Raw genomic sequence first — 18,455 nt, 5'->3', positions numbered from 1 at the left:
ATCTCCTTCACTTCGCTACTGATTCAGTCTAAGGGTGGTGACAAATCAATTGGATCCGCAGTATCAGCGGATCAGCTGAGGCTGCGTACCAGGTCCGGCACCCCGCACATCGGCAAGTTCGCCGGCCTGTGCCAGCAGCTCGCCGAGCTGCAGCGGGTACACGGTTTCGCCCTTGTCGACCAACTCGCGGATCATTGTCTCATCGCACCAGAGGTGACCGTGAATGTAGCGGCGCTCCAGGGCGGTATGACCCGTGGTAGCGGGTTCGAAGCGGGTGGTCCGGTGCACGAAGAAGAGCTCCTCGCTACGCATCATCGAGCCGTTGAAATCGATGACGGCCTCCCGCCGCCACACCGGGCCCACCAGCTCGGCGGGCGACAGGGCCAGACCCGTCTCCTCGGCCAGCTCGCGCGCCGCGGTGTCGGCGAGCTCTTCGCCGGCTTCGACCGCGCCACCGACGGTGAACCACCAGCGTCGCGCGTCGGTACCGGCGCGGGCCGGGTCCGAGCCGCAGAACAACAACACCTTGCCGTCCTCGTCGAGGAGTATCACCCGCGCCGAGACCCGCCTGCTGAACTGGCCGGAATCACGCGCAGCCGGACCGGCCCGCTCGGCGATCTCGAAATATGTCGGCGGCGCCGCGGTGCCGCCGAGGTGCAGCAGGCGCACCAGCGGGCGCTCCCGCAGGGCCAGGGTGTCGCGCACGGCGTCGTTGTGGAACCGGCGGGCCAGCAGCACCCGGGCCTCCGCATCGGCGAGTTCGGCGACCAGCGCCACCGGCAGCGACAGCGGATCCACGGACTCAAGGGCGGCGGACAATTCGTTCTCCGCGGCCTCGCGCATGGCCCGCGGCGCGCGCTCGGCGGCAGCGGCGAGGGTGGCCAGCCGTTTGCCTTCCGGCGCTCGGCCGTAGGCGTCCAGTGCCACCGCGCGGGCGACCACGGCGCGCCGCGCCAGCAGACCGTCCAGCGCCTGCCAGGACAGGTCGTAGCGCACGTGCAGGCGGTCCAGCCGGTTCGCGGTCAGGTAGGCCCAGCTGCCGAGCAGCAGCAGCACGGTGCCGATGAGCACCAGCAGCACGATCAGGATCCAGCTCATGTAGCCACCTGCACCTTCGCGCCCATGCCGCTCACCGTCTCGTAGACCCGCATGATCTCACCGGCCACCACCGACCAGTCGTACCGCTGCACCGCTTCCGATGCCGCGGCGACATACCGCTTGCGCGCCTCGTCATCTCCGAGCAGTTCGATCAGGCTGGTGGCCAACGCATCCGGGTCATCGACCGGCACCAGCCGGCCGGCTTCGCCGTTGTTCAGCACCCGCCGGAACGCGTCCAGATCGCTGGCCACCACCGCGGTGCCCGCCGCCATGGCCTCCACCAGCACGATGCCGAAACTCTCCCCGCCGGTGTTGGGCGCGCAGTAGACATCGACGCTGCGCAGCGCCGAGGCCTTGGTGGCGTCATCGACGGCGCCGAGGAAACGCAGGTTCGCCGCGTACTCGCCGGCCTCCTCGGCCAGCTCCTGCTCATCGCCTCGGCCGACCACCAGCACCTCGACATCGGGGAACTCCGCGACCAGTCGCGGCAGCGCGCCCAGCAGGACCGCCATCCCCTTGCGTGGCTCGTCGAACCGGCCGAGGAACAGCACCGAGCGGCCCGGTCGCGGGTAGCCCTCCAGCGGTGGCGCCGACGCGAAGTCCGATACCGTCACGCCGTTCGGGATTTCGACGGCGTCGGAACCCAGGGCCTCCATCTGCCAGCGCCGCGCCAGATCGGACACCGCGATCCGGCCCACGATCTTCTCGTTCAGCGGGCGCAGCATTCCCTGGAACACGCTGAGCGTCAACGATTTCGTGGTCGAGGTGTGGAAGGTGGCCACGATGGGTCCCTCGGCGATCATCAGCGCCAGCATGGATACGCTCGGCGCGTTCGGCTCGTGCAGGTGCAGCACATCGAAATCGCCTTGGATGAGCCACTTCTTGACCTTGCGGTGGGTGGCAGGGCCGAACCGCAGCCGCGCGACTGACCCGTTGTAGGGAATGGGGACGGCCCGGCCGCCGGACACCACGTAATCGGGCAGGTCGGTGCCGGCGTCGGCCGACGACGGGGCCAGCACGCTGACGTCATGGCCGCCGGCCAGGAACACCTCGGCCAGTTGCAGCACATGGGCCTGGACACCACCGTGCACGTCGAACGAGTACGGGCACACCATCCCGATGCGCATCGGTGTTCCTAGTTCCCCTCGAGGCGGGCGCGGCGCTCATCCGACAGGTCGGCAAGCCACTGCGGTTGCAGCATGTGCCAATCCGCGGGGTATTCGGCGATCCCGGCGGCGAAGTGGTCGGCCAGGGCCTGGGTGATGACGCCGACATCTCCGGAGGAGGTGTCCAGTGGGGCGTGGATCCGCAGGCCCCACCCGTCGTCCTCGAACCAGGTGTGCACCGGCAGCAGCGCGGCGCCGGTCTGCAGCGCCAGCTTTGCCGGCCCCGACGGCAACCGGGTCTGCTCACCGAAGAAATCGACCGGAACTCCGGAGCGGGTCAGGTCGCGATCGGACATCAGGCACACCAGCCCGTTGTCGTTGAGGCGGTCGACGAGGATCTCCGTGGGCGGCCGTGCTCCCCCGGTCAGCGGCAGCACCTCGAAGCCCAGGCTCTCGCGGTAGGCGACGAAACGGTTGTACAGCGACTCCGGTTTGAGCCGCTCGGCCACGGTGGCGAACTGCCCGTAGGTGTTCGTCAGCCACACCCCCGCGATGTCCCAGTTTCCGCTGTGCGGCAACGCAAGTACCACGCCGCGGCCGGCGGCGAGCGCCTCCTCGACATGGTGGTGGCCCTCGACCCGGTCCTGTACCTGCGCGGCGATTGCCACGTGGTTCATCGACGGCAGCCGGAACGCCTCGCGCCAGTACCGCCCGTAGGAGGCCAGCGAGGCGCGGACAAGACCGCCGGGCACCTGTCCGGCGGGCACGCCCAGCACCCGGCCCAGGTTCTTGCGCAGCTGTTCGGGTCCCCCGCCGCGCGCCGCGTACAGCGCGCCGGCGTCGAACATGTTGCGGGCGGCGAACTCCGGCATGGCCCGCACCATCCGCCAGCCCGTGGCGTAGCCGAGATCGGACAGCTGCCCGCCCAGCGGAACCCGGAGGCCGCCGAATTTGGGCAGCCCCGATGTCGGCGTGCTCACGCGGTGTCTCCATCGGACGAGGGTGCCGCCGGCTCCGAAGGCATGGGGTCCATGGCGCCCGGCGAGGTGCGCACGGCGTGCAGGCGCTGGGCGAGGGTCACCAGGCTGGCTGCGGCCAGCCCCCACATGGCCACGTCCAGCAGGACCGGCCACCCGAACAGACCGGACAGGCCGGCGCCGGTCAGCACGATGACCAGCCGCTCGGGCCGTTCGATGATGCCGCCGTCACCGCGCAGCCCGCTGGCCTCGGCGCGCGCCTTGATATAGGAGATGACCTGCGAGGTCACCAGGCAGATCAGGCCGGCGACCACCAGCGCGGTGTTGTGCGCGCCGAACGCGGCCCACCAGACCAGTCCGCCGAAGATCGCGCCGTCGCTGAGCCGGTCGCAGGTCGCGTCCAGCACGGCGCCGAACCGGGTGCCGCCGCCGCGTTCACGTGCCATCGCACCGTCGAGCATGTCGGCGAGCACGAAGAAGAAGACGGCCACCGATCCCCACCACAGCTGCCCGATCGGGTACAGGGTGAGGGCGGCCACCACCGAACCGGCGGTGCCCAGGATGGTGATGCTGTCCGGGGTCAGTCCGGTGCGTAGCGCCGCCCTGGCCACCGGGCCCGACAGCTTGGTGTACGCGGCCCGCGTCATCAGATAGAAGTTGCTCACTGCTGAGCGGCCCCGTCTAGGCGATCCCATTCGGTGGCCAGCAGCCGCCGGGTCTCACTGAGCAGCTGCGGGATCACCTTGGACCCGCCGATGATGGTGATGAAATTGGCGTCCCCGCCCCAGCGCGGGACGACGTGCATGTGCAGGTGCTCGGCCAGCGAGCCGCCCGCCGAGGTGCCCAGGTTGAGACCGACGTTGAAACCGTGCGGCCGCGACACCGCCTTCATCACCCGAATCGCCTTCTGGGTGAACGCCATCAGCTCGGCGGTCTCGTCGACGCTGAGATCCTCGAGTTCGGACACCCGCCGGTAGGGCACCACCATCAGATGGCCCGGGTTGTACGGGTAGAGGTTCAGCACGGCGTAGACCAGTTCCCCGCGCGCCACCATCAGACCGTCCTCGTCGGACATCGACGGGATGTCGGTGAACGGTTCCTTGGACTGCGCCGAACCCGCCCCCTTCTTCATCGGCGACTCGGCGATGTAGCTCATCCTGTGCGGCGTCCACAGCCGTTGCAGATGGTCGGGTTCACCCACCCCGGTGTCGACGATGCCCTCGTCGTCGCTCACGGATCCACCCTGAACAGCTCGGCGTTGGGAGTCGCGTTCTCGCGCCGGGTGATCCAGTCCACGATGGCCTCGACGGCCGCTTCGCGCGGCACCGAGTTCACTTGGCTGCGGTCTCCGAACCGGAAGGAGATCGCCCCCGCTTCGATGTCCTTATCGCCGGCCAGCAGCATGAACGGCACCCGCTGATTGGTGTGATTGACGATCTTCTTGGCCATCCGGTCATCGCTGGAGTCCACCTCGATCCGGACACCGCGGGTGCGCAGTTGAGCCGCAAGGTCTTCCAGGTAGGGCACGTGCGCGTCGGCGACCGGAACACCGACCGCCTGCACCGGAGCCAGCCAGGCCGGGAACGCACCCGCATAGTGCTCGGTGAGCACACCGAAGAAACGCTCGATGGATCCGAACAGCGCACGGTGGATCAGCACCGGCCGCTGCCGGCTTCCGTCTGCGGCGGTGTACTCCAGCTCGAAACGGTCGGGCATGTTGAAGTCGAGCTGAATCGTCGACATCTGCCAGTTCCGGCCCAGCGCGTCCTTCACCTGCACCGAGATCTTCGGTCCGTAGAACGCGGCACCGCCCGGGTCGGGCACCAGCGCCAGCCCGGAGGCCTCGGCGACCTCGCGCAGGGTGTCGGTGGCCTCTTCCCACATGTCATCGGAGCCGACGGACTTCTCCGGGTCCCGAGTGGACAGCTCCAGGTAGAAGTCGTCGAGCCCGTAGTCGGAGAGCAGGTCGAGCACGAACTGCAGCAGCCCGGTCAGTTCCTCGCGCATCTGCTCGCGGGTGGTGTAGATGTGCGCGTCGTCCTGGGTCATACCGCGAACCCGGGTCAGCCCGTGCACCACCCCGGACTTCTCATAGCGGTACACCGATCCGAACTCGAAGAGCCGCAACGGAAGTTCGCGGTAGGACCGTCCCCGCGACCGGTAGATCAGGTGGTGCATGGGGCAGTTCATCGGCTTCAGGTAGTAGTCCTGGCCGGGTTTGCGCACGGTGCCGTCATCGTTGAACTCGGCATCGATGTGCATGGGCGGGAACATCCCGTCCGCGTACCACTCCAGGTGACCGGAGGTGATGTACAGGTTCTCCTTGGTGATGTGCGGGGTGTTCACGAACTGGTAGCCGGCCTGTTCGTGCTTCTGCCGGGAGTAGTCCTCCAGCTCCTTGCGGACGATGCCGCCCTTGGGGTGGAACACCGGCAGACCCGAACCGAGTTCGTCGGGGAAGCTGAACAGGTCCAGTTCCACGCCGAGCTTGCGGTGGTCGCGGCGCTGGGCCTCCTCGATCAGTTCGAGATGACGGTCCAGGGCCTCCTGGGATTCCCAGGCGGTGCCGTACACACGCTGCAGGCTGGCGTTGTTCTGGTTACCGCGCCAGTATGCGGCGCTGCTGCGGGTCAGCTTGAACGCCGGGATGAATCGGGTGGTCGGGATGTGCGGGCCGCGGCACAGATCTCCCCAGATCCGCTCCTTGGTCCGCGGGTTGAGGTTGTCGTATGCGGTCAGCTCGTCGCCGCCGACCTCCATCACGTCCGGGTCCCCGGACTTGTCGTCGACCAGTTCGAGCTTGAACGGCTCGTCGGCAAGTTCAACGCGCGCTTGGTCTTTGGACTCATAGACGCGGCGGGAGAACAGCTGGCCGTCCTTGATGATCTTCTGCATCCGCTTCTCCAGCTTCTGCAGATCCTCGGGCGTGAACGGCTCCGCCACGTCGAAGTCGTAGTAGAAGCCGTCGACGATCGGCGGGCCGATGCCGAGCTTTGCCTGTGGGAACAGATCCTGCACCGCCTGTGCCAGCACATGCGCGCACGAATGCCGGATCACGCTGCGGCCGTCCTCGGTGTCCGCGGCGACGGCCTCGACGTCCACGTCGGCGTCGGGCACCCAGTTCAGGTCACGCAACCGGCCCTCGGCGTCGCGCACCACGACGATGGCGTCCGGGGCGCCCCGCTCCGGCAGACCCGCCTCGCGCACCGCCGCCCCTGCGGTAGTCCCGGCAGCGACCCGGATGAGGGCTGCGGGGGCGGAACTGGCGGCGGCGGTCATCGGTGGATCTCCTAAACGAAATGGTCGTGTGATCGCGACCATGCTATCGGGGGTCCCTGCACGCGGAAGCTAGGACCCGATGCCGATCGGGCTCTTCAGCCAGGGCCAATCGATACCGACCCAGCCGGCGGCCAGACTGATCGCCCCGAACAGCCACAGGGTGACGACGACGACGGCCGCGGTGAACAAGGCGCTGAGCACCTTGACGGCGATGTGCTGGCGGGTGAACCAGGCCATCACGGCGTCGTACCTGACCCGCGCGTGGTGCAGCACCACCTGCGCGGCCCGGAACTCGGTGGCCAGGATGCCCAGACCCAGGAAGACGATGGCCCAGCCCGGTCCCGGGTACGGGATGGTGATGATGCCGACCAGCAGCACCAGCGTGCCGACGACGCCGACGGTGATCCGGTAGGTCAGATCCGCGACGGGACGGTCGCGGATCTTGTCGCGCCAGCGGGCCCAGGCGCGCTTGCGCTCCCCGCGCTCCTCGCTGTGCTTCTCGTCGACGCTCATGGCTGCCCCGGCTTCAGTCGGACGAAAAGCGCGTCCCCCTCGGTCAGCACCACCCCGTCGTCGAGTACCCGGCCGCTGACGAAGATCTTGCGCCCGTCGATGCGGTCGATGCCGGCGTCCACCTGCAGTTCCTTACCGATCGGCACGATCTTTCGGTAGTCGATGCCCAGGTGGGCGGTGCGCTGGTACATGCTCTTGGTCAGTTTGGCCGCGGTGAAGCCGAGCAGCGAATCGAACAGCAGACCGAGCACGCCGCCGTGCACCGCGCCGTTGCGGCCCAGGTGGTAGCGGCGGAACTGTGCGGTGCCGGCGATGCGGCCGTCGGCGGTGACGTACAGGTCGACCGGCACCGACATGATGTTGCCGCGGTTGGGCAGGTCCATCCGCCGGCCTGACGGCGAATGCCATTCGTCGGCCTCATACGGCGCCAGCAACGCCGACACCTTCTCGATCAGGTCGGCGGCCTCGGTGATGACCGCGTCGGGCGCATCGGCGGCCCGGGCATGGTCCTGCAGGGTGCGCACCGCCTCGACGAAGCGCCCGTAGTCGGGACCGCCACGGTCGGTGGGATCGGGCGGATTGAACCCACCGCCTGTATGCACTGCACCGGTCGTCACACCGGCAACGTTATTGCACGCCCGCCCCGGTTACTCCGGCCAGTCGCTGTTGCGGATCACGTCGACGAAGTCGGTGCGGACAAAGTCGCTGTCGTAACGCGCGAGCACGTCGGCGTTGACATTGCCGAACGTGCTCGACGGGCGGTGCCGATTGCCGTCGGCGAAGGCCTGCAGGATGCGGTTCTTGAAGTCCGGCCGCGGATGTGCGGCGGTGACGGCCGCGATCTCGGCGGCCGACAGCGCGTCCAGACCGATGCCGAGCACGTCGGTCTCGACGCCGGCCGTCACCAGGGCCACCTCCGGGTCCAGGAATTCGGGCACGCCGGGTGTGGTGTGCAGCGCGATACCCAGCCACACCCGTCCCGCCGAAGTGTCGTCGACTCCACGCGCCACCAGGAACTCCCTGGCCGCGTTGGCCCCGTCGACCTCGAAACGCAGTGTCGAGTCCCGGTAGCCGCCGGTCAGGCCGACGTCGTGGAACATCGCGCCGGTGTAGAGCAACTCCGGGTCCGGCTGCAGTCCGCGACGGCGGGCATGCAGCATCCCGAACAGGAAGACCCGGCGGGAATGATGGAACAGCAGGTCGTCCTCGGTGTCCCGGATGAATTCGGTGACATCGTGCACCAGCTCGGTGTTCGGGATCACGATATCGGCCACCATCTGGTCAGTAGATGCGCTCATCGTCGAAACTCCTTGTTCTCCTGGGTTTTCCGTCGTGTGACACCAGTGTGTGCCGATACTCCAGTGAGCAGCGGTGCCAGATCGGCCACCTTTCCCACAGATTGCGACACAATGTGGGGGTGCCCGCACACAGTCCGCGCGACGTCGTCGTGGTGGTGTTCGACGGGATGAAGCTGCTCGATGTGGCGGGCCCCGCCGAGGTGTTCGCCGAATCCAATCGATTCGGCGCCGCTTACCGGCTGAGCTTCGCCTCTGTCGACGGCCGGGAGGTCACCACGTCGGTCGGCAGCCGCTTCGCGGTGATCCGCCGGATCGACGAGATCGCTTCCGCAGACACGGTGCTGGTGGCCGGCGGGGACGATCTGGTCGGCCGGCCCATCGACCCCGCACTCGTCGGGGCGGTCCATGACGCTCTTCCCCGCACGCGGCGGATGGCATCCATCTGCACCGGGGCATTCATCCTGGCCCAAGCCGGGCTGTTGAGCGGCAGGCGAGCCACCACGCACTGGCGTCATGTCCGTCTGCTCGCCGCGGCCTTCCCCGACATCCATGTGCAACCGGACGCGATCTTCATCCGTGACCGCGAGATCTACACCTCGGCCGGCGTCACCGCCGGTATCGACCTGGCGCTGGCCCTGGTCGAGGAGGACCACGGTGCCGAACTGGTACGCACGGTGGCGCGATCGCTGGTGGTCTATCTCAAACGCGCGGGCGGCCAGTCCCAGTTCTCGGCATTGGTGGAATCCGATCCGCCCGCCGATTCGGCGCTGCGCGCCATCGTCACCGCGATCGCCACCGACCCGGGCGCTGATCACAGCGTCAAAAGCCTTGCCGCACTGGCGTCCATGAGCACACGGCAACTCACCCGGTTGTTCAGGTCCGAATTGGCGACCACACCCGCGCGCTATGTCGAGACGGTGCGGATCGACAGCGCCCGCGGAGCGCTGGATGCCGGCCGCAGCGTCACCGAGGCCGCCCATCTCGCCGGCTTCGGCAGCGCGGAGACGATGCGACGGGTGTTCGTGCAGCACCTCGGGGTGAGCCCCCGCGCCTACCGGGACAGGTTTCGCACCGCGGTGCGGGATTGAGCGGCCCGCCGGTGCCATAGTGGCAGGTGTGGACCTGACCTATCCCGAAGTGGGCGCCACCAGGGGCCCGCTGCCCGACGGCTATCAGCACGTGCACGCGCACGCCGTGATCGGGCACGGCCGGGCCCGCTTCGAGGACGCTGCCGATGCCGTCCTGCACTGGGGAATGCAGCGGGGCGCCGGCGTGCTGGTCACCGCCGACGCGGACGTCGCCACCGTCGGCGCCGAGGTGACGGTCGGTTTCTGGCCGCTGCGGGCGCCCTGCCGGGTGGTCTACGTGCTGGACGAGACCGATCGGCGCGGGTTCGCCTACGGCACCCTGCCCGGGCATCCGGAGACCGGTGAGGAGCTGTTCGCGGTGCGCTACGACCCGGCCGACGGCACGGTGCACGCGGAGGTGACGGCGTTCGCCCGCCATGCCACCTGGTGGAGCAAGCTCGGCGGGCCGGTCACCCGGCTGGCGCAGCGGGTTATCACCCGCCGCTATCTGAAGGCTGTCTAGGCGCGATCCGGGGACGAGCGGCTATGTGCGGGGAAACCGATCGCGCAGGTGGTCGACCAGCGTGGTGGCCCGGACGGCCGTGTCGGTTCCACACGCCCGCACATCGACGACGATATTCGAAATTGCGGCGACGCCATGCCAGCACGGAGGTCCGGACTGCGGCGAGCTGCTCGCGCCGAAGACTGCCCGGTCGGTTTCGACGACCTCATCGATCCGGTAGCGCTGCGCGGGCCCCCGCGCGGCGAGCACCAGCTCCGAACCGACACATCCCGACCACGCCGTTCGGGTCGCCACGAGGTAGTCCCATGCCTCACTCGGCGAGCGGAACTCGAGCACGCTTTCGTCGACGGTGGACTTCTGGTCCGGGGCGACAAGCCTACGGCCGAAGCGGTTCTCGAATCCCTCGGATTCGGGGATCGGCACGGCCGCCGTATCGACCGCGCCCGCGCAGCGGGACGAATCGGGACTGCGGGCCGCCGGCCCCTGTTTGTAGTCTTCGCCCGCATCCCATGCTATCCCGAGCCGTTCCCCGGTCTCGGTAACGCTGGGCAACATGGCTTGCACCGCGACACCTGAGGCCGTCGGCACGACTTCCGGGCAGGGCCAGTACCGACGGACGTTGTCACCATTGCCGATCCGGTCGGGTGCATCCTTGATGGTGCGCAGCGTGATTCGGTGTGTCGCGTCGGCGTCGACGATGATGGCGTAGCCGAACTGTGGCCGCCAGTTGGCCGGTATCAGCACCCAGGAGTCACCGCGGACCGCGAACGGGCGTAGGCACTCGTAGCGGAATGTCTCTCCCTGCGGGGAGGCGGCATCGGTGAGCTTGTGCGCCACCACCAGTTCCTTCGGCAGGAACAGCCGGTCGGACGTATCGAGGATGACGGTCGACTCCCTGGACCAGAGATTTCCCGCAGCGTTGATCCCATCGACCTCTCCGGCTTTGGTGGCGAAGAGGTTGGTGGACCAGAACAAGGCGAGCACCAGGACGGCAACCGAAAGTGCGACAAGCGCGCGGTCCGCGAGCGTGACAGCGGCGCGCTCGTGCTTCGGCTTCGCGAGTCGCCACACCCAGCCGGACATCATCACCAGGCACGCTCCGACTGCGAGGGTCACCGGCGTCAGCCAGACCTGCCCATCCGGGGCCCACGCCGGACGGAGTACACCGACCACGCCTCGCAGCAGCGTGCCGGCCGCCACCACCACGAGAATCCGCGCCACGGTTCGCAGCGCCGAGGCGTGCTGCCCGGACTCGGCGATACGCGCGAGGTATACGCACAACCCGAGCACGGCGGTGCCGGCCAGCAGCGTCACCAGGGCGGCAACGAAGAGCACTCCCGTGCTTCTCGCCACGTAATCGTTGGTGGTGAAACCCACTGCGTCGGTGTCGATACCCAGATAGCCGAACATCTTTCGGGTGGCGGTGTAGCCGAAGTAGTAGCACAGGCCTGTCACCAGGGTGGTGGGTGCGATCACGAGGCCGATGACGCCGATCCACTTGTGTACCGACGGCGCAAGCGGATCCGCGTTGTCAGCCATCGGCAGGAGGTGTGGGCACGGTGCCGATGTCCGGTTCGGGGCTCACCGTGGTCGTGGTCGGGGTGGTGGTGGTCGGGGTGCCGATGAACGATGTCGTCGTGGGGATCGGCGCCGACGTGGTGGACGGCTCGACGTAGGTGGTTTCCGGCGGGCCAGGGACCGCGAGGGCGGTGGTGGTGGTCGGGACCGCACCGGATGTGGTTGACGGTGACACATATTCGGTGCCGGCCGAATTGCTCGCGGTACCGCCGGCAGACGTCGTGAACGATGTCGAGACAGTCAGTGTTGGGATCGAGACCGTGGGTATCTGGCTGCCATTCTCTCCGTGTGTACATGCGGTCACCAAGGCTGCAGCTGCCAGTGCCAGGCCACCCAAAATCGGCAGGCCGGCAGACACCCATCCATGTGGGCGGGGCGTCAGTGTCATGGCGTGCTCCTGATCATCGATCCGGAGCTTCAGCGTGCGTTGTGAGTACACGCCGGGATTGAGTAGTCGGCTACTCGAATGTGGCGCGGCGACACCGATTCAGCCGGTTCGTCACCCGGCGCCCGCCGAGAAGTCCAGCACCAGCCTGCCGAATATACGGAGTCTCCGCTTGTCGAGTGGGGCCTACTTGCTGCTCTGCAGCAACCGCGCCACGTTCGCCTTCAGCTCGTCGGTGCCGAAGGTGAGTTCCTCTGCGGTGGTGGCGTAATCGAGGGTCATCATCACCTGGCGCTCGAGCTGAATGTTGAGGATGCGCTTGGTCGACTCGACGGCCTTCTGCGGCAGATCGAGGATCTTCTTCGCCGCCGCAATCGCCTCGGCCAGTGGATCGGCGACCACGTGGTTGGCCAGACCCAACTCCACGGCCTTCGCCGCCGGGATGCGCGCCCCGGTCAGTGCGTACTCCTTGGCCTGCAGGATGCTCATCTGCATGGGCCAGATCAGCGGCCCGCCGTCGGCGGCCACCAGACCGACCTGCACGTGCGGGTCGGCCAGGAACGCCTTCTCCGCCATGTAGACGATGTCGCTCAGCGCGACCACGCTGCAGCCCAGGCCGACCGCGGGTCCGTTGACGGCGGCGATCACCGGAATCCGGCAGCGTGCCATGCCGATCACGATCTCGCGGCCATCGGCGATCGTCTTGGCCCGCAGGTCGGCGTCCTCGCTGATCTGCTTGATGTAGTTGAAGTCACCGCCGGCCGAAAACGCCTTGCCTGCACCGGTGATCACCGCGGCGCGTGCCGTCCGGTCCAGGCTCAGCCTGCTCCACAGCCGGGCCAGGCCCACATGCAGATCGTCGTTGACGGCGTTGAGTTCCTCGGGCCGGTTCAGCGTGATGATGCGCAGCGGGCCGTCGGCCTCGACCTGGATCTCCTTGGGCATGTCGTACATGTCAAACCGCCATTCTGAGGATTCGGCCCGCGATGATGTTCTTCTGGATCTGCGAGGTGCCGCCCATGACACTCTGCGAGCGGCTGTAGAGGTAGGTGTTGAACAGGTCGGCATCGGTGGTGCCGGTCTGGGCGAGCACCGCGTGGCCCACCGACTGTTCGACCCAGGTCATCAGCAGCTTGTCGATGGAGCCCTCCGGTCCGTGCGAGATGCCGTCGAGTTGCTCGGACAACCGGCGCCGCACGTGCTGGCGCAACACCTGTACCTGCACGGTGGCCCAGGCGAGTTCGTCGCTGGTGGCCGCAGCGCTCTTGCGGGCAAGCTGGTTGACGGTCTTCTCGTAGCGGGCCGCGTATCCCAGCGTGGACGGCTCGCGTTCGTGACCGACCACCGTCATCGCCAGCGCCCAGCCGTCGCCCGGGCTACCGACCATCTGACTGGCAGGCACCCGCGCTCCGTCGAACAGCACCTGGCCGAATTCGTTGCTCACACCGTTGATCATCTTCAGCGGGCGCTGCTCGATCCCCGGTTGGTGCATGTTGACCAGGAACGCCGAAATACCCTTGTGCCGCTTCACATCCTTGTCGGTGCGGGCCAGCAGCAGACACCAGTCGGCGACATCGGAGTAGCTGGTCCAGATCTTGTGCCCGTTGATCACGTACTCGTCGCCGTCGAGGGTGGCGGTGGTGGTCAGTGAGGCCAGATCGGAGCCGGCGCCCGGTTCGGAGAAGCCCTGGCACCACCGTTCGGTGCCGTCGATCATGCCGGGCAGGAAGCGCTGCTGCACCTCCTTGTTGGCGTGGCGTCCGAGTCCGGTCACCAGATAGCCCAGGCTGGGCCGCGGCGGGGCACCGACACGGGCCAGTTCCTCGTCGACGATGACGTCATACACCGGCGGCAGTTCAAGGCCGCCGAATTCCTTGGGCCAGGTGGCACCGAAAAACCCTGCCGCGTGTAGGGATTGGTGCCACTCCCCCTGTCGGGCCCAATACTCCTCGGTGGATTTCGGGAAGTTGGGTGCCTGCTCGGTCAGCCAGGCACGCAACCGTTCCCGGAAGGCCAGTTCCTGTTCGGAGTCACGAAAGTCCAACGGAGATCTCCTTCAACGACACCGGCCACAGCCCGGTGGACACCAATACCCGCCGCAGGTAGACATGGGCCGCGCACTCCCAGGTGTTGCCGATACCGCCGTGCACCTGGATCGACGTCTCACAGATGGTGTGCGCGGATTTTGCGCAGTACACCTTGGCGACGCGGGCGGCTTCCAGCGCGACGCCGGCCTCCTCCTCGTCGACCGCCCACGCGGCGTACCGCAGGATGCTCACCGAGCCCTCGATGAGCACCAGGCTCTCGGCGAGCAGGTGTGCCACGGCCTGGTAGGAACCGATGGCCTTGCCGTACTGCTCGCGCATCTTGGCGTAGTCGCAGGCCAGGTCGAACGCCCCGCGCGCCGCGCCCAGGATGTCGGCCGCGGTCACTACCTGCGCCAGCGCCTGCGCGCGCTGCACCTTCTCGTCGTCAAGTGCGCCGGCCGCGGCGACGTCACCGGCCACCGCCGCCTGCCAGCGGGTCAGATCCACGCCCGGGGCGGCCTCGCCGAGCGGGACCGTGCCGACGGCAGCGCCGTCGAGCACCACACCCTCGGTCAGTCCTCGGGCATCGGGCGCGATCCCGCCGACGACGATCGTGGCCCCGGCCTGCCCCAGGTCGTCGGCCAGTACCGGCCCGAGAAACGGCACATCGACCAGTCCGCGGCCGAACTCCTCGGCGACCAACGCCACCTCCACACCGGAGGCGCCGTCGGAGCGCAGCGAGCGCCAGCCGGTGGCCGCCACCGTCTTCTCCAGCCGGGCGACACGGTCGCCGTCGTCCAATTCGCCGACAGCTCCCGGACCGAGATCATCGGCCAGTTTTGCGGCCGCGTCCCGCAATTGTTGCTGCTCACTGGTCAGCCGAACATCCATGAGAGGAGCCTATCCTTTCTGGAGAATCCGATTCTCATCAGGCCAGAACTTTACTATCACATGGACGATTGTCACAGCCCGCCGGCCAGCGCCCACGCTCGTTCGGCCAGGCCGCGGTAGCGGTCCCGGAACAGATCGGTGCCGGCCCGTGCGTCGGAGGCGTTGCCGTCCAGCCCGCGCCGCCACACCCCGGCCACGATCGACGCCAGCCGGAACATCGAGAACACGACAAAGATGGGCAGATCATCCGGCATGTCCCGGCCGGCCTCCCGGCAGTATTCGGCCACGAATTCCGACTCCCCGGGGATCCCGGTGCCGGCCAGATCCTCACCGGCCACTCCCATCAATGGGTCGGCGTCACCGGGCAGGTGGTAGGTCATCGTGGCATAACCCAGGTCGGCCAGCGGGTGCCCGATGGTCGCCAACTCCCAGTCCAGTACCGCGACGATGCGCGGCTCGGTGGGGTGCAGCAGCACATTGCCCAGCCGGTAGTCACCGTGCGCGATGCGCGCCTCGTCCCCGTCGGGCAGGTGGGCGGGCAGCCATGCTGCCAGCCGGTCCATCTCGGCGCATTCCTCGACCTTGGCGGCTTCCCACTGCCGGGTCCACAGCGCAACCTGGCGGGCGAGGTAGCCGTCGGGCCGCCCGAAATCGGTGAGTCCGGCGGCCCGCCAGTCCACCGTGTGCAGGCGGGCCAGCACCCGGGCCAGGTCGCGGTAGACCGCGGCCCGATCCTCCGGGGTGCCGTCCCGCAGTACCCGGTCGGGAAAGATCCTGCCCGCTACGTGGTCCATCACGAAGAACGGCGTGCCCAGCACCGACTCGTCCTCGCACATGGCCCGCATCCGGGGCACCGGCACCTCACTGTCGGCCAGTGCCGACATCACCCGGTACTCCCTGCCGACATCGTGTGCACGCGGCAGCAGGGTGCCCGGCGGCTTCTTGCGCAGCACGAATTCCCCTGCAGGGCTGTGCAGATGAAAGGTCGGGTTGCTCTGGCCACCCTGGAACTGCCGGATCTGCAGCGGCCCGTCGATACCGTGCGCCCGCAGATATCGCAGCAGGGCCGTCTCGTCGAAGCGGTGCTGGGGCAGGACATCGACGAGTTCGGGTACACCGGACATCTCGGCAGCGTCTCACATCCGTTAACCCGGCCGACGCTCATTGCGCGCGCGATGTGCACGAACCCCTGACAGACTTCTGTCCATGACCGATCTCGTCGCGCCCTCCCCCGCCGCCGAACGCGCCCGCACCGGGTTGTCCTCCGACGCCCTGCGCCGCGCGATCATCGACCACATCCGCTATTCGATCGGCAGGCCCGCCGCCGCGCTGCGGCCCGAGCATTACTACCGCGCGCTGGCGCTGGCCGTGCGGGACCGCATGCAGGACAACCGGGTTGCCTCCACGCAGACCTCGCTGGACCTGGGCAGCAAGATCACCTGCTATCTGTCCGCAGAATTTCTGATGGGACCGCAGCTGGGTGCCAACCTGCTCAACCTCGGCATCGAGGACGCCGCCCGCGCGGCCCTGGCCGAGCTCGGCCAGGACATCGAGGAGATCCTGGCCTGCGAGGAGGAGCCCGGCCTGGGCAACGGCGGTCTCGGCCGGCTCGCGGCGTGCTACCTGGACTCGCTGGCCACCCTGGAGCGGCCGGCCATCGGCTACGGCATCCGCTATGAGTTCGGCATCTTCGACCAGGAGATTCACGAGGGCTGGCAGGTCGAGAAGACCGACAACTGGCTCGACGCCGGAAATCCCTGGGAGATCGCCAAACCAGATGTGAGCTACCTGGTGAACTGGGAGGGCCACACCGAGCACTACCTCGACGACGCCGGTGTGGGCCGGATCCGCTGGGTTCCCGGCCGGGTCGTCAAGGGTGTCGCCTATGACACCCCGATCCAGGGCTACGGCGTCAAGACCTGCAATGTGTTGACGCTGTGGAGCGCGCGGGCGGTCCAGGAGTTCGCGCTGGACGCCTTCAACACCGGCGACTACTACAAGGCCGTCGAGGAGGAGGTCAGCGCCGAGACCGTCACCAAGGTGCTGTACCCCAACGATGAACCCGAGGCCGGCAAACGGCTGCGCCTGCTGCAGCAATTCTTCTTCGTGTCCTGCTCGCTGCAGCACATCCTGCACATCGTGGATGACCTGGCCGACCTGTCCATCTACGAGCTGCCCGAGCGATTCGCCATCCAGCTCAACGACACTCACCCCTCGATCGGTGTCGCCGAGCTGATGCGCCTGCTCGTCGACGAGCGGCGGCTGGAGTGGAACGAGGCCTGGGACATCACCGTGGCCACCTTCGGGTACACCAACCACACCCTGCTGCCGGAGGCCCTGGAGAAGTGGTCGCTGGCGCTGTTCCGGGAGTCGCTGCCGCGGCACCTCGAAATCATCTACGAGATCAACAGCCGATTCCTCGATGAGGTCCGGGCACACTTCCCCGGTGACGTCGAGCGGGTCCGCCGGATGTCGCTCATCGGTGAGGAGGGCGGCCAGACCGTCCGGATGGCACACCTGGCCACCGTCGGCAGCCACGCCATCAACGGGGTGGCCGCCCTGCACTCCGAGCTGCTCAAGGAAAGCGTGCTCAAGGACTTCTACGAGCTGTGGCCCGAGCGCTTCTCCAACAAGACCAACGGGGTCACGCCCCGGCGGTTCGTCGCGCTGTCGAACCCCGGTCTGCGCCAATTGCTGGACCGCCGGATCGGTGACGGGTGGCTGACGCACCTGGACCGGTTGCGCGGGCTGGAGGCCTTCATCGAGGATGACGCGTTCCGGCAGGAATGGCGAGATGTGAAGCGGGCCAACAAGGCCCGGCTGGCCGAGTTCGTCCTCGCCGAGACCGGTGTGGAGCTCGACCCGACCTGGCTGTTCGACATCCAGGTCAAACGGATCCACGAGTACAAACGCCAGCATCTCAACGTGCTGAACATCGTGACGCAGTACCTGCGCATCAAGAACAACCCGGGTATCGACATGGCGCCGCGGGCGTTCATCTTCGGCGGTAAGGCCGCCCCCGGCTATTTCCTGGCCAAACGCATCATCAAGCTGATCACCGCGGTCGGCGACATGATCAACTTCGACCCCGAGGTCAACCAGTACATGAAGGTGGTGTTCCTGCCGAACTTCAATGTGCAGAACGCGCACCTGATCTACCCCGCGGCCAACCTGTCCGAACAGATCTCCACCGCGGGCAAGGAAGCCTCCGGCACGGGCAACATGAAGTTCATGATGAACGGTGCGCTCACCATCGGCACCCTGGACGGCGCGAATGTCGAGATCCGCGAGGAGGCGGGCGAAGAGAACTTCTTCCTGTTCGGACTCACCGTCGACGAAGTCGAGGCGCTCAAGCGGGGCGGCTACCGCCCGGCCGAGTATGTCGCCGCGAACCCGGAACTGCGTGCGGTACTCGATCTGATCGCCAGTGGCCACTTCTCGCACGGTGACGGCGAGGTGTTCCGCCCACTGGTCGACAACCTGATCTACGACGACCCGTTCCTGGTGCTCGCCGACTATGCGTCCTACATCGAATGCCAGGACCGGGTGAGTGCGGCCTGGCAGGATCGCGACGCCTGGTCGCGGATGTCCATCCTCAACGCCGCGCGCAGCGGCAAGTTCTCCTCCGACCGCGCCATCGAGCAGTACTGCGATGACATCTGGGGTGTTGGACCTGTTTCGGTGCATACCACGAATAACGGGTAGACCTGTAG

18 protein-coding genes are annotated in these 18,455 nt (G+C 67.6%); 4 read left to right on the top strand and 14 right to left on the bottom strand.

Annotated elements, in window-relative coordinates; all coding sequences use genetic code 11:
• Positions 1–63: 63 nt before the first annotated feature.
• From ASE48_RS20555 to ASE48_RS20515, 9 genes are all read right to left on the bottom strand, one after another.
• Entirely contained in the window at positions 64–1,098 is a 1,035-nt protein-coding gene (locus ASE48_RS20555) for an NUDIX hydrolase (RefSeq protein ID WP_057168966.1), read from the bottom strand.
• Positions 1,095–2,225, bottom strand: coding sequence for a glycosyltransferase family 4 protein (locus tag ASE48_RS20550; RefSeq protein ID WP_057168965.1), 1,131 nt, complete (start codon positions 2,223–2,225; stop codon positions 1,095–1,097). Before ASE48_RS20550 ends, ASE48_RS20555 begins: the two co-directional genes overlap by 4 nt.
• An 8-nt stretch (positions 2,226–2,233) precedes the next feature.
• Positions 2,234–3,184, bottom strand: coding sequence for a phosphatidylinositol mannoside acyltransferase (locus tag ASE48_RS20545; RefSeq protein WP_057168964.1), 951 nt, complete (start codon positions 3,182–3,184; stop codon positions 2,234–2,236).
• On the bottom strand, positions 3,181–3,846 hold the full coding sequence (pgsA, locus tag ASE48_RS20540) for a phosphatidylinositol phosphate synthase (RefSeq protein ID WP_057168963.1): 666 nt from the start codon (positions 3,844–3,846) through the stop codon (positions 3,181–3,183). Before pgsA ends, ASE48_RS20545 begins: the two co-directional genes overlap by 4 nt.
• On the bottom strand, positions 3,843–4,415 hold the full coding sequence (locus tag ASE48_RS20535; RefSeq protein WP_057168962.1) for an HIT family protein: 573 nt from the start codon (positions 4,413–4,415) through the stop codon (positions 3,843–3,845). Before ASE48_RS20535 ends, pgsA begins: the two co-directional genes overlap by 4 nt.
• A complete protein-coding gene (gene thrS / locus ASE48_RS20530; protein ID WP_057168961.1) occupies positions 4,412–6,460 on the bottom strand; it encodes a threonine--tRNA ligase in 2,049 nt (682 codons plus the stop codon). The genes ASE48_RS20535 and thrS overlap by 4 nt, the downstream gene beginning before the upstream one ends.
• 69 nt (positions 6,461–6,529) lie before the next feature.
• Positions 6,530–6,973 (bottom strand): TIGR02611 family protein, encoded by a 444-nt coding sequence (locus tag ASE48_RS20525; protein WP_057168960.1) that lies wholly within the window; start codon positions 6,971–6,973, stop codon positions 6,530–6,532.
• Positions 6,970–7,590: a PaaI family thioesterase gene (locus ASE48_RS20520; protein ID WP_057168959.1), complete on the bottom strand. Its 621-nt coding sequence runs from the start codon at positions 7,588–7,590 to the stop codon at positions 6,970–6,972. Before ASE48_RS20520 ends, ASE48_RS20525 begins: the two co-directional genes overlap by 4 nt.
• A 30-nt stretch (positions 7,591–7,620) precedes the next feature.
• Positions 7,621–8,271 (bottom strand): HD domain-containing protein, encoded by a 651-nt coding sequence (locus ASE48_RS20515; RefSeq protein ID WP_057168958.1) that lies wholly within the window; start codon positions 8,269–8,271, stop codon positions 7,621–7,623.
• A gap of 119 nt (positions 8,272–8,390) precedes the next feature.
• Here ASE48_RS20515 and ASE48_RS20510 point away from each other — a divergent pair, with 119 nt between their 5' ends.
• Both ASE48_RS20510 and ASE48_RS20505 read left to right on the top strand, forming a co-directional pair.
• A complete protein-coding gene (locus ASE48_RS20510) occupies positions 8,391–9,359 on the top strand; it encodes a GlxA family transcriptional regulator (protein WP_268766322.1) in 969 nt (322 codons plus the stop codon).
• 28 nt (positions 9,360–9,387) lie between these two features.
• Positions 9,388–9,861 carry a DUF1990 domain-containing protein gene (locus ASE48_RS20505; RefSeq protein ID WP_082614307.1) on the top strand — a complete coding sequence of 158 codons (474 nt, stop codon included), beginning with the start codon at positions 9,388–9,390 and terminating at the stop codon, positions 9,859–9,861.
• 21 nt (positions 9,862–9,882) lie between these two features.
• Here ASE48_RS20505 and ASE48_RS20500 read toward each other — a convergent pair whose 3' ends face one another.
• Entirely contained in the window at positions 9,883–11,400 is a 1,518-nt protein-coding gene (locus ASE48_RS20500; protein ID WP_057168956.1) for a sensor domain-containing protein, read from the bottom strand.
• A gap of 11 nt (positions 11,401–11,411) precedes the next feature.
• Between ASE48_RS20500 and ASE48_RS33705 the strand changes: the two genes are divergently transcribed.
• Positions 11,412–11,537, top strand: a complete 126-nt coding sequence (locus ASE48_RS33705) for a hypothetical protein (RefSeq protein ID WP_268766321.1) — start codon at positions 11,412–11,414, stop codon at positions 11,535–11,537.
• Positions 11,538–12,010: 473 nt separating this feature from the next.
• Here ASE48_RS33705 and ASE48_RS20495 read toward each other — a convergent pair whose 3' ends face one another.
• The 4 genes from ASE48_RS20495 to ASE48_RS20480 form a co-directional block, all read right to left on the bottom strand.
• On the bottom strand, positions 12,011–12,778 hold the full coding sequence (locus ASE48_RS20495) for an enoyl-CoA hydratase/isomerase family protein (RefSeq protein ID WP_057168955.1): 768 nt from the start codon (positions 12,776–12,778) through the stop codon (positions 12,011–12,013).
• A 1-nt stretch (position 12,779) separates the two neighbouring features.
• On the bottom strand, positions 12,780–13,868 hold the full coding sequence (locus ASE48_RS20490) for an acyl-CoA dehydrogenase family protein (protein WP_057168954.1): 1,089 nt from the start codon (positions 13,866–13,868) through the stop codon (positions 12,780–12,782).
• Complete coding sequence (locus tag ASE48_RS20485) at positions 13,855–14,742, bottom strand: acyl-CoA dehydrogenase family protein (RefSeq protein WP_057168953.1); 888 nt, start codon at positions 14,740–14,742, stop codon at positions 13,855–13,857. Before ASE48_RS20485 ends, ASE48_RS20490 begins: the two co-directional genes overlap by 14 nt.
• A 71-nt stretch (positions 14,743–14,813) precedes the next feature.
• Positions 14,814–15,866 (bottom strand): phosphotransferase family protein, encoded by a 1,053-nt coding sequence (locus ASE48_RS20480; protein ID WP_057168952.1) that lies wholly within the window; start codon positions 15,864–15,866, stop codon positions 14,814–14,816.
• An 82-nt stretch (positions 15,867–15,948) separates the two neighbouring features.
• On the opposite strand from ASE48_RS20480, the gene ASE48_RS20475 reads away from it, so the two are divergent.
• Positions 15,949–18,447: a glycogen/starch/alpha-glucan phosphorylase gene (locus ASE48_RS20475; protein WP_057168951.1), complete on the top strand. Its 2,499-nt coding sequence runs from the start codon at positions 15,949–15,951 to the stop codon at positions 18,445–18,447.
• The last annotated feature ends 8 nt before the right edge of the window (positions 18,448–18,455 follow it).

The organism is Mycobacterium sp. Root265, from assembly GCF_001428895.1.
In the GTDB taxonomy this organism is placed as follows: Bacteria; Actinomycetota; Actinomycetes; order Mycobacteriales; family Mycobacteriaceae; genus Mycobacterium.
Note: the sequence above shows the minus strand (reverse complement) of the source record. Positions and strands in the feature narration are given on the sequence as shown.